Source organism: Roseococcus suduntuyensis (genome assembly GCF_014196305.1).
GTDB lineage: Bacteria > Pseudomonadota > Alphaproteobacteria > Acetobacterales > Acetobacteraceae > Roseococcus > Roseococcus suduntuyensis.
The window spans coordinates 222,948-238,293 of sequence record NZ_JACIDJ010000005.1; the positions used below are offsets into that span (position 1 = coordinate 222,948).

9 protein-coding genes are annotated in these 15,346 nt (G+C 72.9%); all 9 read left to right on the forward strand.

All coding sequences use genetic code 11. The features are described 5' to 3' along the window. The first annotated feature begins 55 nt into the window (after nt 1-55). The 9 genes from GGQ83_RS14905 to GGQ83_RS14945 all read left to right on the forward strand — a co-directional run bounded on the left by GGQ83_RS14905 (nt 56) and on the right by GGQ83_RS14945 (nt 15,346). Nucleotides 56-1,924, forward strand: coding sequence for an ABC-F family ATP-binding cassette domain-containing protein (locus GGQ83_RS14905; protein WP_184385376.1), 1,869 nt, complete (start codon nt 56-58; stop codon nt 1,922-1,924). After that, complete coding sequence (locus GGQ83_RS14910) at nt 1,921-2,556, forward strand: class I SAM-dependent methyltransferase (protein ID WP_184385378.1); 636 nt, start codon at nt 1,921-1,923, stop codon at nt 2,554-2,556. Before GGQ83_RS14905 ends, GGQ83_RS14910 begins: the two co-directional genes overlap by 4 nt. Further along, complete coding sequence (locus GGQ83_RS14915) at nt 2,553-3,662, forward strand: alpha/beta hydrolase (protein WP_184385380.1); 1,110 nt, start codon at nt 2,553-2,555, stop codon at nt 3,660-3,662. Before GGQ83_RS14910 ends, GGQ83_RS14915 begins: the two co-directional genes overlap by 4 nt. Before the next feature lie 30 nt (nt 3,663-3,692). Next, complete coding sequence (locus GGQ83_RS14920) at nt 3,693-4,670, forward strand: Bug family tripartite tricarboxylate transporter substrate binding protein (protein WP_184385382.1); 978 nt, start codon at nt 3,693-3,695, stop codon at nt 4,668-4,670. A gap of 83 nt (nt 4,671-4,753) precedes the next feature. Continuing rightward, nucleotides 4,754-8,392, forward strand: a complete 3,639-nt coding sequence (locus tag GGQ83_RS14925; protein WP_184385384.1) for a hydantoinase B/oxoprolinase family protein — start codon at nt 4,754-4,756, stop codon at nt 8,390-8,392. Beyond that, nucleotides 8,389-11,199, forward strand: a complete 2,811-nt coding sequence (locus tag GGQ83_RS20330) for an AsmA family protein (protein WP_184385386.1) — start codon at nt 8,389-8,391, stop codon at nt 11,197-11,199. The genes GGQ83_RS14925 and GGQ83_RS20330 overlap by 4 nt, the downstream gene beginning before the upstream one ends. A 16-nt stretch (nt 11,200-11,215) precedes the next feature. Further along, a complete protein-coding gene (locus GGQ83_RS14935) occupies nt 11,216-12,631 on the forward strand; it encodes a M20/M25/M40 family metallo-hydrolase (protein ID WP_184385388.1) in 1,416 nt (471 codons plus the stop codon). A gap of 145 nt (nt 12,632-12,776) precedes the next feature. Beyond that, nucleotides 12,777-14,270 carry an efflux transporter outer membrane subunit gene (locus tag GGQ83_RS14940; RefSeq protein WP_184385390.1) on the forward strand — a complete coding sequence of 498 codons (1,494 nt, stop codon included), beginning with the start codon at nt 12,777-12,779 and terminating at the stop codon, nt 14,268-14,270. Then, the gene (locus GGQ83_RS14945; protein ID WP_184385392.1) at nt 14,267-15,346 is read left to right on the forward strand and encodes an efflux RND transporter periplasmic adaptor subunit; all 1,080 of its coding nucleotides are present in this window, start codon (nt 14,267-14,269) and stop codon (nt 15,344-15,346) included. Before GGQ83_RS14940 ends, GGQ83_RS14945 begins: the two co-directional genes overlap by 4 nt.

The window sequence follows — 15,346 nt, forward strand, 5'->3', positions numbered from 1 at the left end:
ATTCCCCGCGCGGACGCGCTGACGGCGGGGGGCACCCCGCGCTATAACCCCGCGCATGACCGTCCTGACCCTCCGCGACCTGACCCTGCGCATGGCCGGCCGCCCGCTGCTGGAGGGCGCCTCGCTGCAGGTGGACACGGGCCGCAAGATCGGCCTGGTGGGCCGCAACGGCGCCGGAAAGTCCACCTTGATCCGCGCCATCCTGGGCGAGGTGGGGCTGGATGGCGGGGACATCCGCCTCGCCGCCCGCGCCCGCATGGGGCATGTGGCGCAGGAGGCGCCGGCGGGGTCCGAGAGCCTGCTGGACATCGTCCTCTCCGCCGACACCGAGCGCGCCGCCCTGCTGGCCGAAGCCGAGGCCGGCCCCGAACCCGCCCGCGCGGCGGAAATCCAGGAACGCCTCATCGCCATCCAGGCGGACAGCGCGCCGTCGCGCGCCGCCACCATCCTCGCGGGCCTCGGCTTCGACGCGGCGGCGCAGGCGCGGCCCTCCTCGGAATTCTCGGGCGGCTGGCGCATGCGCGTGAGCCTGGCGCGCGCCCTCTTCCTGGAGCCCGACCTGCTGCTGCTGGACGAGCCCACCAACCACCTGGACCTGGAGGCGGCGCTCTGGCTGGAGGGGTGGCTGCAGCGCTTCTCGGGGGCGGCCATCGTCATCAGCCATGACCGGGGCATGCTGGACCGCTGCGTGGATTCCATCGCGCACCTGGATCAGCGCAAGATCACCCTCTACCCCGGCAATTTCGAGAGCTTCGTGCGCATCCGCACCGAGCGCGCGGCCCAGCAGGCGGCGCAGAACGCCCGCATTACCGCGCAACGGGCGCATATGCAGGCCTTCGTAGACCGCTTCCGCGCCCAGGCCACCAAGGCGCGCCAGGCGCAATCCCGCCTCAAGGCGCTGGAACGCCTGCCGCCCATCGAGGCCATCGTGGAGGACAGCGAAACCCATTTCGCCTTCCCCGAGCCGGAGCAGCTTTCGCCGCCCATCCTCAGCGTGGCGCGCGGCGTGGTGGGCTATGGCGAGCGCGCGGTGCTGCGCGGCCTCGACATGCGCATTGACCAGGAGGACCGGATCGCCCTGCTGGGCGCGAACGGCAATGGCAAGTCCACGCTGGCCAAGCTGCTGGCCGGGCGGCTGGGCCTGATGGGCGGGGACATCCACCGCGACCGGCGCATCCGCGTGGGTTATTTCGCGCAGCACCAGGCCGATGAGCTGAACCCGGACGGCACGCCGCTGTCCCATATGCAGGAGGCCCTGCCGCGCGCCACCCCCGCGCAATGCCGGTCGCAACTCGCGCGCTTCGGGCTGGACGCGGATCGGGCGGAGACGCGTGTCACGGCCCTTTCGGGCGGCGAGAAGGCCCGGCTGCTGCTGGCGCTCACGACGCGCGAGGCGCCGCACATGCTCATCCTGGACGAGCCCACCAACCACCTCGACATCGACGCGCGCGAGGCGCTGGTGCGGGCCCTGGCCGACTACCAGGGCGCCGTGCTGCTTATCAGCCACGACCCGCATCTGGTGGAGCTGGTGGCGGACCGTCTCTGGCTGGTGGCCGATGGCGCCGTCACCCCCTTCGAGGGCGACCTGGACGATTACCGCGCGCATCTGGCGCAGCGCGCCCGCGGCGGCGCCAAGGCCAGCGAGGCGCCCCCCGTCCGCCGCGACGAACGCCGCGGCCGCGCCGAGCAGCGCCAGAACCTGGCCCCCCTGCGCCAGCGCCTGCGCGAGGTGGAGGCCGCCATGGAAAAGCTGAACGCCGAGGCGCGCGTGATTGACGATGCCTTGGCCGACCCGCGCCTCTATGACCGCAACAAGCCCGACCTGATCGCCCGCGCCACTGCCCGCCGCGCCGCCATCGCCAAGGAGGTGGCCGCGCTGGAGGAGGAGTGGCTGGAACTCAGCGAATCCCTGGAGGCAGCGTGAACCGCCAGGACAGCATCCGCGCCCGCATCAACCGCGACTGGGATGGTGCGCCCTATTACGCCCAGGCCGAGGCCTGGCTGGGCTTCTTCTGGTCACCCGAGAAGCCGGTGCTGAAATACTTCAAGCGGCTGGATCTCTCGCGCACCATCGAGCTGGCTTGCGGTCATGGCCGCCACGCCGCGCAATGCCTGGACCGCGTGGGCGAGATCACGCTGGTGGACGTGAACGAGAGCAACATCGCCCATTGCCGCCAGCGCTTCGCGGGCGATGCGCGCGTGCGCTACGTGGTCAACAACGGCCACGATTTGGCGGACTGCGACACGGGCGCCCACACCTCGCTCTACTGCTACGACGCCATGGTGCATTTCGAGCTGCTGGACGTCTTCGACTATATCCGCGAGATGCACCGCGTGCTGGTGCCGGGCGGCCTCGCCTTGCTGCACGTCTCGAACAACATGCAGAACCCGGGTGGCTTCTACCAGCAGAACGACCGCTGGCGGAATTTCGGCAGCGTGGACGTGGTGCGGCATGTGGCCGACCGTCTGGACATGCCCTGCATCGCGCATGAAGTTTTCGACTGGGGGGGAACGCCGAAGGTGGATGGCCTCGTCCTGCTGGAGCGCCGACCATGAGCCTTTCGCCCATCCCCCTGCCGCACGGCATCCAGAGCCGCATGGTGCCGCATGTGAACGGCCTGACCATGCATGTTCTGGAAGCGGGCCACGAGACACCGGGCCGCCCGCTGCTGCTGCTGCTGCACGGTTTTCCGGAGCTGGCCTATTCCTGGCGCCATGTGATGCGGCCGCTGGCGGCCTCGGGCTTCCATGTCGTGGCCCCCGACCTGCGCGGCTATGGCCGCACCACGGGGGCCGACACGCGCTATGACGGGGACCTCGCGCAGTTCCGCCAGATGAACCTGACGCGCGACGTGGTGGGGCTGGTCCACGCGCTGGGCCACAAGCGCGTGCATGCGGTGGTGGGACATGATTTCGGCTCGCCCGTGGCGGCGCACGCCACGCTGGTGCGCCCCGACATCTTCCCGGCCGTGGCATTGATGAGCGCGCCCTTCAGCGGCCCGCCCGCGCTGCGCGACGGCACGCCCCCGCCCGCGCAGGACATCGTGGCGGAACTCGCGGCCATCGGGCGCAAGCACTACCACTGGTATTACTCGACGCCCGAGGCGGATACGGACATGACCGGCGCGCCGCAGGGCCTGCCCGCGTTCATTCGCGGCTACTACCACCACAAGAGCGCCGACTGGGCGGAGAACAGGCCCGTTCCCCTGACGGCCTGGAGTGCCGCGGAACTGGCGAAGCTGCCCACCTACTATGTCATGAACCTGCACGAGGACATGGCGCAGACCGTGGCCCCCCACACCCCCCCGCAATACAGCCCCTGGCTGACCGAGGAGGATGTGGGCTTCTACGCCGGCGAATACGCCCGCACCGGCTTCCAGGGCGGGCTGAACTGGTATCGCATCCGCACCTCCAGGCGCTTCGACGCGGATATGGAGGCCTTCACCGGCCGGACCATTGATGTTCCCAGCCTGTTCATCGCCGGCGCCTCGGACTGGGGCATCCACCAGTCGCCTGGCGCGCTGGCGCGGATGAACGGCACCGCCTGCACCGACATGCGCGGCGTCCACCTGGTGGACGGCGCGGGCCACTGGGTGCAGCAGGAACAGCCCGAGGCCACGACGCGATTGCTGCTCGACTTCATCAACACCCTGCCGGGCTGAACCCGGCCGCACCCCGAGGGAGGTTTTTCCATGCTGACCCGTCGCGCCAGCCTTGGCGCCACCATGGCCGCCCTGGCGGCCGCCCCATTGGCCGCCCCGGGCGTCGCGCGCGCCCAGGGGGCGCCGCTGCGCCTCATCGTGCCCGCCCCGGCCGGCGGCTCCACCGACATCCTGGCCCGTGTGGTGGGCGAGCGCGCGGGGCAACTGCTCAACCAGCCCGTCGTGGTGGACAACCGAGGCGGCGCGGGCGGCATCATCGGCACCGAGGCGGCGGCCCGCGCCGCACCCGATGGCAACACGCTGGTGCTGGGCCACAACCAGACCCATGCCTCCAACCAATGGATGGCGCCCAGCCTGCCCTATCACGTCGTGGAAAGCTTCGTGCCCGTCGCGCGGCTCGCCACCGTCCACCACGCCACCGTCGTGCCCGCCAATTCCCGCGCGCAGGACATGGCGGGGCTGGTGGCCATGGGGCGCAATGGCGGGCGGGTGAACTACGCCTCCTCCCAGGCGGGCAGTGCGAGCCACGTCATCGCCGAGACCTTCGTGCGCCGGATGCAGATGGAGGCGACGCATGTCCCCTATCGCGGCGGCGCGCCGGCGGCGACGGACACCATCGCCGGTGTGGTGGATTTCTTCGTCTCGACCTGGCCGCAGATCGTGACCTTCGTGCGCGACGGGCGGGTGCGGGCACTCTCGGTCGGCGCGCCCATGCGCCTGCCGGAATTCCCGAACATCCCCACCACCGAGGAAGCCGGCGTGCCCTTCATGGCGGTGGACGCCTGGTTCGGCCTCTTCGCGCCGCGCGGCACGGCGGAGGCGCGCGTGGCGCAACTGGGCGCCGCCTTCATCGCCGCCCTGGGCGAACCGGCGGTGGCCGAGCGCGCGGTCCGCGCCGGGCTGAACAGCGCCCCGCTGACGCCGCTGGAGTTCACCGCCTTCCACCAGAGCGAGGTGCAGCGCTGGCGCGAGATGGCCGAACTCACCGGCATCCGCATGAGCAGCTGAACCGGATGTGATCGCGGCGCGCTTCCCCCTTGCGCGCCGCGCCCGCTCGCTTCAAACCGGGCGGGCAGGCAGGGGGTTGGCGAATGGTGGCGGGGCGCTGGCAATTCTGGGTGGATCGGGGCGGCACCTTCACCGACATCGTGGCCCGGCACCCGGATGGCACACTCTCCACCGCCAAGCTGCTGTCCGAAAATCCTGAACGCTATCGCGATGCCGCGGTGGCCGGCATCCGCCAGATGCTGGGCCTGCCCGTCGGTGCGCCGCTGCCCGAAGGCGCCGTCGAGGCGGTGAAGATGGGCACCACGGTGGCCACCAACGCCCTGCTGGAGCGCAAGGGCGAGCCCGTCCTGCTTCTGGTGAACCAGGGCTTCGCCGACATGGCGCGCATCGGCAACCAGGCGCGGCCGCGGCTTTTCGACCTGCATGTGAAGCTGCCCGAGCTGCTGCACGCGCGTGTGGCCGAAATCCCTGGCCGCGTGGCGGTGGACGGCACCGAGATCACGAAGCTGGACGAGGGCGTCGCCCGCGTCGCCCTGCGCGAGGCCCATGCGGAGGGCATCCGCGCGGTCGCCATCGTGTTGATGCACGCCTGGGCGCATCCGGCGCATGAAATCCGCCTGGGCGAGATCGCGGCGGAGGAGGGCTTCACCCAGATCAGCCTCTCGCATGAAGCGAGCCCGCTGCCGCGCATCGTGCCGCGCGGGGATACGGCGGTGGTGGATGCCTATCTCTCGCCCATCCTGCGGCGCTATGTGGCGCAGGTGGCCGATGAGTTGGGGAACCCCGTCCGATCGTCCGGCGAAGCCGGGCGTGAATCGGCCGGAAGCAATCCCCCCAGGCTCTTCTTCATGCAATCCTCCGGCGGGCTCGCGGAAGCCGGAGCCTTCCAGGGCAAGGACGCCATCCTCTCCGGCCCCGCGGGCGGCATCGTGGGCGCGGCGCGCACCGCCGCCATGGCGGGGTTCGAGCGCATCATCGGCTTCGACATGGGCGGCACCAGCACCGATGTGGCGCTCTATGCCGGCCAGTATGAGCGCGCCTTCGAAACCGTGGTGGCCGGCGTGCGGATGCGCGCGCCGATGATGGCCATCAACACGGTGGCGGCCGGCGGCGGCTCCATCCTGCACTATGACGGCGCGCGCTTCCGCGTGGGGCCGGACAGCGCGGGCGCCGTGCCAGGCCCCGCCGCCTATCGCCGTGGCGGGCCGCTGACCGTGACCGATGCGAACGTCATGACGGGCAAGATCCAGCCCGCGCACTTCCCGGCCATCTTCGGGCCCGATGGCGACCAGCCCCTGGATTCCGAGACGGTGCGCGCGAAGTTCACCGAACTCGCGGCCCGCATCGGCCAGTCGCCGGAAGAGGTGGCGGAGGGTTTTCTCCGCATCGCGGTGGCCAACATGGCGCATGCCATCCGGCAGGTGTCGCTGCAGCGCGGCCATGACGTGACGCGCTACACGCTCGCCTGCTTCGGCGGCGCGGGCGGGCAGCATGCCTGCCTGGTGGCCGATGAGCTGGGCATGGAGACGGTGTTCCTGCACCCCTTCGCCGGCGTGCTCAGCGCCTATGGGATGGGGCTGGCCGACCAGTCCGTGATCCGCGAGGCCGCCATCGAGGCCCCGCTGGACGCCGCCGCCATCGCCCCCCTGCGCGAGCGGCTGGCCGCGCTGGAGGAAGCAGGCCGCGAGGAACTGGCGCGCCAGGGGGCTGACGCCACGGCCCTCACGGCCCAGCACCGTGTGCATCTGCGCTATGCCGGCACCGACAGTTTCCTGCCCGTCCCCATGGGCGAGGCGCGTGAACTGCTGGAACGCTTCACCGCCGCCCACCGCGCCCGCTTCGGCTTCGCCACCCCCGAACGCCCCGTGGTCATCGAGGCCGCCGTGGTGGAGGTGACCCTGCCCGGCGAGGCGGTGGCCGAGACGCCGCTCGCGTCCCGCCCCGCAGGCGAGGCCATTCCGCTTCTCGATCGCGTGCGGGTCTTCATGGCGGGTGCCCATCACGACGCACCGGTGCATGACCGCGACGCCCTGCGCGCGGGCGATGCCATCCGCGGCCCCGTGCTGATCCGCGAGGCCATCGCGACCACGGTGGTCGAACCCGGCTGGGAGGCGCGCGTCACGCCGCTCAACCACCTCGTCCTGCACCGCGTCGAGGCGCGGGCGGCGGCGCGGGAGGCCGATGCCTCGCGCCCCGACCCTGTGATGCTGGAGCTGTTCAACAACCTCTTCATGGCCATCGCCGAGCAGACCGGCACGGTGCTGCAGAACACGAGCCAGAGCGTGAACATCAAGGAGAGGCTGGACTTCTCCTGCGCCATCTTCGACGCGACGGGCGCGCTCGTGGCCAATGCGCCGCATGTGCCGGTGCATCTGGGCGCCATGGGCGAAAGCGTGCGGACCGTCATCAACAGCCGTGGCGCCACCCTGCGCCCGGGCGACGTGGTCGCGCTGAACAACCCCTACAATGGCGGCACGCACCTGCCGGATGTGACGGTCATCACGCCCGTCTTCGACGACGCCGGCACGGAGATCCTGTTCTTCGTGGGCAGCCGTGGTCACCACGCCGATATCGGCGGCCTGACGCCGGGCTCCACCCCCCCCGGATCCGCCACGCTGGAGGAGGAGGGCGTCGTCATTGACGACTTCCTGCTGGTGGAACAGGGCCGCTTCCGCGAGGCCGAGTTCCGCGCCCTGCTGGAAGGCGCCCGCTACCCCGCCCGCGCGCCGGACGTGAACATCGCCGACATCAAGGCACAGGTGGCGGCGAACGAGACCGGCGTGCAGGAACTTCGCGCCGCCGTGACCTCCTTCGGGCTGGAGACGGTGCGCGCCTACATGCGCCACGTCATGGACAACGCCGAGGAAAGCGTCCGCCGCGTGCTGGCGAAGCTGAAGGATGGCCGCTTCGAGACGCGCACCGATGACGGCACGCCGCTGGTGGTGGAAGTCCGCGTGGACCAGCGGAACCGCCGCGCCATCATCGACTTCACCGGCACGGGCCCGCAGCGGCCGGACAATTTCAACGCGCCGCCCGCCGTGTGCCGTGCCGTGGTGCTCTACTGCTTTCGCACCCTGGTGGGCGAGGACATCCCGCTGAACGATGGCTGCCTGAAGCCGCTGGAAATCATCGTGCCGCCGGCCAGCTTCCTCAGCCCCGAGCCGGGCCGCGCCGTCGTGGCCGGCAACACCGAGGTCAGCCAGATGACCTGCAACGCGCTGCTGGCGGCCCTCGACGCCTGCGCCAGCGCCCAGGCCACCATGAACAACCTCCTCTTCGGGGACGCGCAGTACCAGTATTACGAGACGGTCTGCGGCGGGGTGGGCGCGGGGCCGGGGTTCGACGGCGCCAGCGCAGTGCAGACCCACATGACCAACACCCGCATGACCGACCCCGAGATCCTGGAGATGCGCTACCCGGTGCGGCTGGAGGAGTTCTCCATCCGCCGCGGTTCGGGCGGGGCGGGGCAATGGCAGGGCGGTGACGGATCGCGCCGGCGCATCCGCTTCCTGCGCCCCATGCAGGCGGTGGTCGTCGCCTCGCGCCGCAATATCGCACCCCATGGCCTGCATGGCGGCGCCGATGGCGCGCCCGGCCGGCAATGGGTGGAGCGCGCGGACGGCACCACCACGCCCATTCCCGGCAATGCCGGCAAGGCCGATCTCGGCGTGGATGATGTGCTGGTGCTGGAGACGCCGGGCGGCGGCGGCTGGGGCAGGTGAGGGGCGCGCGCCTCCTCGCGCTGATCCTCGCCTTCGCGGCCGCGCTGGGCGCGGTCGCCATCTATGCCGTCCCGCGCACGCTGGACTGGGACCGCCACCGCGGCACGCTGGCCGCCATCGCCTCCGAACGGCTGGGCCGCGCCGTCGCCATCACCGGGCCCATCTCGGTCGAGCTGCTGCCCCAGCCGCGGATGGAGGCGCAGGGGCTGCTGATCGGCTGGGATGAGGACGACATCCGCATGACGGCACGGGGCATCCGCCTGCGCCTCGCGCTGCCGGCCCTGCTGCTCGGCCGCATCGAGGTGCGGGAGATGGCGCTGCTGGGTGCCGTCATCCATCTGCCCTGGCCACTGACCTCGTTGCCGGGGGTCTTCCAGCCCGCCTTTCCCGCCGGCTTCGACGCCGAGATCGAGGACAGCCAGGTCATCCTGGGCGGCGCCGTGGTCGAGGGCGTCACCGCCCGGCTGCGTGCCGGCGCGCCCCATGAGGCGATGACGGCCGAGGGCAGCCTCGCCTGGCGCGGCCGGCCCATGCGCTTCCAGGCCCTGCTGCGCCCGGCCTCCGATGACGGGGTGGCGGCACTCGACTTTCTGGGCGAGGTGCAGGGGGCCAGCCTGCGCGCCCGTGGTGCCCTGCTGGCCGAGGGCGGCTTCGAGGGACGGCTGGAGGCCGAGGGGCCGCGCCTCGCCGCCCTCCTGCCCGCGCCCCCCGGCGCCTTCCGCGCCACGGCCGAGCTGGAGGCGGGGGTCGAGCGCATCGTCGCGCGCAACATGTCGCTGCAATTCGGGGAGCAGCGGGTGCGCGGTTCCGCCACCCTCACCCTCGGGCCCGGTTCGGAATTCCGGGCCGCGCTGGCGGCGCCCAGCCTCGATGTCGAGCCCTGGCTCGCCGCGCTGCGCGGCACCACGCCCCCGGCCATCCCCGTCGTGCTGGACATCGCGGCCGAGCAGTCGCGCCTGGGCCCGCTGCCGCTGCGGAGGTTGCGCGCCTCCGCGCGGCTGGAAGGGGAGCGGCTCGCGCTCTCCGACGTCGCGGCCGAATTGCCGGGCGGGACGGAGGTGCGTCTGGCCGGGACGGGGCAGGGGCCGATGCTGGACCTCGCCTTGTCCTTCCGTTCGGAACAGCCGGCCGCGCTGGCGGGCGCCATCGGCTGGCCTTCCGCGCTCCACCCCGGGCCGGGCAGCGCCGAGGGAAGGTTCCGCCTGGCGGTGGAAGGGCCGCAATATTCCGTCTCGGAACTGCAGGCGCGCTGGGGGGCGGCCACGGTCACGGGCGGCTTCGTCTGGCGTGCCGGCGCGCGGCCGCGCCTCGCTCTCGGCCTCGACTTCGACGCGCTGGAATCCGGCCCCGCCCTGCCGGCGGTGATGGAAGCCATGCGCGCCGCAGGTCGCGGCACCGATGTGCAGCTGCGCCTGGGCTTCGGGCGGCTGGCGCTGGGCGATGTGGTGTTCGAGCGCCTGGCGCTGGATGGCGCGGCCGAAGGCGGGCGTCTTCTGCTCCGGCGGCTGACGGCGCGGCATCTGGGCCTCGACTTCACCCTGACGGGCGCGCTGGACGATGCCCGGCTTCACGAGATGTCGCTCGAAGCCGAGGGCGCGGCCGGCCCTGTGCTGGGGCTGCTGGGGCTCGACCACCCCCGGCTTTCGGGGGAACCCCTGCGGCTGCGCGCCTCCGGGGCCGGGCCGCTGGAGGCGCTGGCCCTGCGCGCCGAGGCGGAGCTGGCCGAGGCCCGGCTGGAATGGCAGACCACCCTCGACTTCGGCGCCCGCACCGGCCAGGGCAGCTTCACCTTGCGCCACCCCGGCGCCGCGCGGCTGCTGGGGCGTTTCACCGAGGGCGCCGCGCTGGATTGGCTGGGCGAGGGGTCGCTGTCGGTTGTTGCCGCCCTGGCCCACCGGCCCGGGCAATGGAATGTCGAGAACCTGGAATTCGTGGCGGGCGCGGCGCGGGCGCGCGGGCAGCTTGGCATCGCCCCCGGTCGGGAAGGCCGCCCCGCCGCCACGGGCCGCCTGGCCTTCGAGCGCCTGCCGCTGCCGGCGCCGGAGCGTTGGCGCTTCGGCGCGGCGGGGGCGCTCGACCTCGCGCTGGACCTGACGGCCGAGCAGGTTGCAGTGCCGGGGCTGCCCGCGCTGACCGCCGCCTCCGCCGCGCTGCGCGGCGATGTGGCCGGGCTGCGTCTGAGCGATGGCCGCGCGACTTTGCTGGCCGGCGAGGCGCAGCTCGAAGCCCGCATCGAGCCCGCCGGGGACACCCGCCGCCTGCGGCTCGATGGCGGGTTCGAAGGCGTGTCGCTGGGCGGCCCCGTCTTCGGACGGCCGCTGGACGTCACCGCCGGGCGCATGGCCGGGAGCTTCCGCCTGACCGCCGAAGGCATGGATGCGGCCTCGGCCCTTCGCAGCCTGGGTGGTTCGGCTGAGATCACGTTGCGCGACGGTGTGGTGGGCGGCTTCGACGCCCCTGTCGCGGTGGCGGCCTTGGGCTGGGAGGATGTCGCCGCCGCCGAGGCCGCGCTGCGCCGGGCGCTGGGCGGCGGCTCCACCCCGGTCGAGCGCGGCTTGCTGCGGATGCGGGTGGACCAGGGCACGGCCTGGATCACGGATGGGGAGCTGCGCGGGGATGCCGGCCTCCATCTGGGGGTTGGCGGGCATTTCGGCCTGGCCGAAGATGGGCTGGCGCTGCGGCTGGAACTGCCCGTCCCCGACGGGGCACCGGCCGCGGGGCTCGACATCCTGGGGCAAAGCCGTGTGCCGGACCGCCGGCCGGACATCACCCCCTTCCTGCGGTGGCGCGCCGAAGCCCCCCGCTGAACACGAGGACCACAGCATGGACACCGCCCCCGATCGCCGCCGCGAGGCTCTGGCCCGCGCCGCCGCCCTGTTCGACGACGGGACGCTGAAGGCGCGCCTCGGCGCCCTGGTGGAAATCCCCTCCACCGCGCAGGAGCCGGGCTTCGAGGCGCATCTGACGCGCTACCTCGAACAGGGCATCCAGCCCTGGCTGGAGGGGATGGGCTTCACCTGCGCCATCCATCCCAACCCGATGGAAGGCTTCGGCCCCATCATGATCGCGACCCGCATCGAGGATGCGGCGCGGCCCACCATCCTGCTCTACGGCCATGGCGACACGGTGCGCGGCCTCGACGAGCAATGGAGCGAGGGCCTGGCCCCCTGGCGCCTGACCGAGCGCGAGGGCCGCTGGTATGGCCGCGGCACCGCCGACAACAAGGGCCAGCACCTCATCAACCTGCTGGCGCTGGAGGCGGTTCTGGCGGCGCGCGCCGGCCGCCTCGGCTTCAACGTGAAGCTGGTGCTGGAGATGGCCGAGGAACGCGGCTCGGCCGGCCTGCGGGAATTCGTGGCGGCGCACGCCGCGGAACTGAAGGCCGACGCGCTGATCGCGAGCGACGGCCCGCGCGTGGCGCCCGCCGTGCCCACCATCGCGACCGGCACGCGCGGCATCTTCCGCTTCGACCTCGCCTTGAAGCTGCGCGCGGGGGGCGTGCATTCGGGCCATTGGGGCGGGCTGACCACCGACCCCGCCGTGGTGCTGGCCCATGCCATCGGCAGCATGGTGGACCGCAACGGCAAGATCCTGGTGCGCGACCTGCTGCCGCTCAACGGCGTGCCGGCCGAGGTGCGCGGCGTGCTAGATGGCTGCGAGGTGGAGGCCGGCGGCGATGCCGCCACCATCGACGCGAACTGGGGCGAGCCGGGCCTGACGGCGGCCGAGAAGATCTATGGCTGGAACAGCCTGATCGTGCTGGCGATGGTCAGCGGCCGGCCGGAAAATCCGGTCAACGCCGTGGCCCCCGATGCCCGCGCGGCTCTGCACATCCGCTACACCGTGGACACGGACCCGCACACATTCGAGGCTGCCATTCGCCGCCACCTCGACGCCCAAGGCTTTCCCGAGGTGCGGATCGAGAACGCCGGGGTGGGCATGCGCGCCTCCCGCACGCCACCGAACCACCCCTGGGTACGCTGGGCGGCGGAGAGCATGGAGCGTTCGCTGGGCAAGCGCGTGCAGATCATCCCCAACTCCTCGGGCGGGCTGCCGGGCGATGTCTTCGTGGACCACCTGGGCGTGCCGCTGGCCTGGGTGCCGCACAGCTATGGCGGCTGCCAGCAGCATGGGCCGGATGAGCATTTGCTCCCCGGCCCGGCGCGCGAGGGGCTGATCGCCTTCGCGGGGATGTGGTTCGACCTGGGTGAGATGCCGGGCACCTCGCCGGCCAACTGAAGCTTAGCAATTCCGGCAACCTTGCAGGCCCGTCACCGTTCCGGTGGCGGGCCTTGCTGTTTTGGTGCCCGGTCGTTAATTAGAATGATCATTCTAATTTCTGTCGCCCCGGTATCCCCTGGGGGCGCGCACAGCGAAGGCCCGCATGTTGCACCCCTCCCTGACCTGGCCGCGCGGCCCCGCCCGCTCGCGCCCCGCGCGGCTCGCGGCGGCCTGCCTCGGGCTTTCCGTTGGCGCCTGCGCCATGCCACAGCTTCCCACCCTGGCCCCCGCCCGGCCCCTGCCCGCGCAATGGGTGGGCGAGGTCGAGGCCACCCGCCCCGGCCCCCGCGTGGACCCCGCCGCCTGGTGGGCGCGCTTCGACGACCCCTTGCTGGACCGCGCGGTGGCGCGCGCGCTTTCTGACAATCTGGACCTCGCCCAGGCGGCGCAGCGCGTGGCCCAGGCGCGCGCGCAGCTGGTGCCCGCCGAGGCCCAGTTCCTTCCTGGCCTCGGCCTTGGCGCGCAGGTTCGGGGCGAGCGGCGCATCGCGGGCGAACTGCCCAGCCTCGGCGGTGACCTGGGCGCGGGCTTGTCCCAGCCGCGCGGCACCGTCACCTGGGGCGGCGGGCTGGATGCGAGCTGGGAGGTCAGCCTCTTCGGCCGGGCGACCGCCACCACCCAGGCGGCCCGTGCCGCCGCCGCCATCGCCGAGCGGCAGGCCGAGGCGGCCCGCCTCTCCCTCGCGGCTGAGGTGGCGCAGACCTATCTCGAACTCCGCGCCGCCCAGCGCCGCGCCTGGCTGCTGGAGGCCTCCGCCCGCGCCCAGCGCAGCCTGGTGCGGCTGACGACCGAGCGCCGGGGGGCTGGCCTGGCCAGCGACCTCGACGTGGACCGCTCCACCAGCTCCCTGCGGCAGGTGGAGGCGCAAATCCCGCAGGCGCGGGCGGCGGCCACGCGCGCCGCGCGGCGCCTGGCCACGCTCGCGGCCGATCCCTTGCCCGACCCGGCGCTGGACCCCGGCACCGCCGAGCCCCGCCAGCCCGCCGCGCGCGGCCTGGTCGAGGCCGGCGTGCCGGCGGATTTGCTGCGCGCGCGCCCCGATGTGCGCGCCGCCGAGCTGGCCGTGCTGCGCGCCGCCGCCGAACTCGGCGTGGCGCGCTCCGAGATGTGGCCGCGCCTGACGCTGACCGGGGGGTTGCAGGTGACGGCCACCGCGGTCGGCGCCTCCTTCCTCAACCCCGCAGGGCCGCTAACCTTCCTGGCGGGCGGGCCTTCGCTCTCCATGCCGCTCTTCGACTGGGGCGTGCGGCGCGCGAACATCGAGGCGCGCGGCGCCGCCCTGGCCGAGGCCACCCTGGCCTACCGACAATCCGTGCTCGGCGCGGTGGAGGAAGTGGAGGGCACGCTCACCAACCTCACCGCCCAGCGCGCCCGCAGCGAAAGGCTGGAGGCGGCGGAGGCGGCCGCTCTGCGCGCCCTGCGTGGGGCCGAGCGGCTCTACGCACAGGGGCTGGTGGGCTTCCTGGACCGGCTCCAGGCCGAGCAGGACCTGCTGCAGGTCCGCATCGAACTCACCGCCGCGCGCGAGGCCGAGGCCCTGGCCGTGGTCGGGCTGCACAAGGCGCTGGGCGCCGCCGTGCCGGGAGAAGGCGCATGAGCCGGCGCTTTTCCCTGCCCCGGCGGGGCCTTCTGCTGGGCGGCGCGCTGCTGCCGCTGGCGGCCTGCGACGACGCCGAGGAGGCGGCGCCCGCGCCCGAGCCTGTGCGGACCGTGAAGCTCGAAAGGCTGGAACCCGCCGCGGGCATCCGCACCCGCACATTCGTGGGCCGCGTGGGCGCGGTGCGGACGGTGGAGGTGGCCTTCCAGGTGGGCGGTCGCATCACGGAGATGCCGGTGCGTGAGGGTGAGCGCCTGCCGCAGGGCAGCCTGCTGGCCGCGCTCGACCCCGAGGATCTGCGCCTCGCGGTGCAGGAGGCCGAGGTGCAGCGCAGCCTCGCCGAGCGCACCTGGCAGCGCAACCGCGGCCTCTCGCCCGGCACCGTGGCGCGTGCGGTGATCGACGAGGCCGAGGCGCAGTTCAACCTGCGCGACGTGGCCCTGCGCCAGGCGCGGCGCAACCTGGAACACGCCACCCTGCACGCGCCCTTCGACGCGCTGGTGACGCAGCGGCTGGTGGACCCCTACACCGTGGTGGCGGCCGGGACGGCGGTGCTGCGCGTGCAGGACGTGACCGAGCTGCGGGTGGCCATCTCGGTGCCAGAGGACCTCGTGGCCGTGGTCGGCCAGGAGGATCTGCTGGAGGTGGAGGCCATCCTGCCCTCGCGCCCCGACCTGCGCTTTCCGCTGACCTATCGCGAACACCGCACCCAGCCCGACGCCGTGGCGCAGACCTACCAGGTGAGCTTCGGCATGCCGCACCCGGAGGGTGTGGCCGTGCTGCCGGGCATGACCGTCGCCGTCCGGGCCCGCTACACGGGCCGCGCCGCGCCGGCCACCGAATTGACGGTGCCCATCGCCGCCATCGTCACCGGCACGCCGCCGCATGTCTGGCTGCTGGAGCCGGAGAGCGGTCCAGGGGGCGGAACGGTGCGCCGCCAGGAAGTGGCCTTGGGGGCGGTGACCGGCGAGCGCGTGGTGGTGGCCGAGGGGCTCCAGCCCGGCCAGGTGATCGTCGCCGCCGGCGCCGCGCGGCTGCGCGAGGGCATGCGCGTGCGCCCCATGGACGCGCAATAG

What these genes read in the sequence shown, in the direction of transcription:
- GGQ83_RS14905 (WP_184385376.1), top strand. Translation starts at nt 56, where the DNA reads ATGACCGTCCTGACCCTCCGCGACCTGACCCTGCGCATGGCCGGCCGC.
- GGQ83_RS14915 (WP_184385380.1), top strand. Translation starts at nt 2,553, where the DNA reads ATGAGCCTTTCGCCCATCCCCCTGCCGCACGGCATCCAGAGCCGCATG.
- GGQ83_RS14920 (WP_184385382.1), top strand. Translation starts at nt 3,693, where the DNA reads ATGCTGACCCGTCGCGCCAGCCTTGGCGCCACCATGGCCGCCCTGGCG.
- GGQ83_RS14925 (WP_184385384.1), top strand. Translation starts at nt 4,754, where the DNA reads ATGGTGGCGGGGCGCTGGCAATTCTGGGTGGATCGGGGCGGCACCTTC.
- GGQ83_RS14935 (WP_184385388.1), top strand. Translation starts at nt 11,216, where the DNA reads ATGGACACCGCCCCCGATCGCCGCCGCGAGGCTCTGGCCCGCGCCGCC.
- GGQ83_RS14940 (WP_184385390.1), top strand. Translation starts at nt 12,777, where the DNA reads ATGTTGCACCCCTCCCTGACCTGGCCGCGCGGCCCCGCCCGCTCGCGC.
- GGQ83_RS14945 (WP_184385392.1), top strand. Translation starts at nt 14,267, where the DNA reads ATGAGCCGGCGCTTTTCCCTGCCCCGGCGGGGCCTTCTGCTGGGCGGC.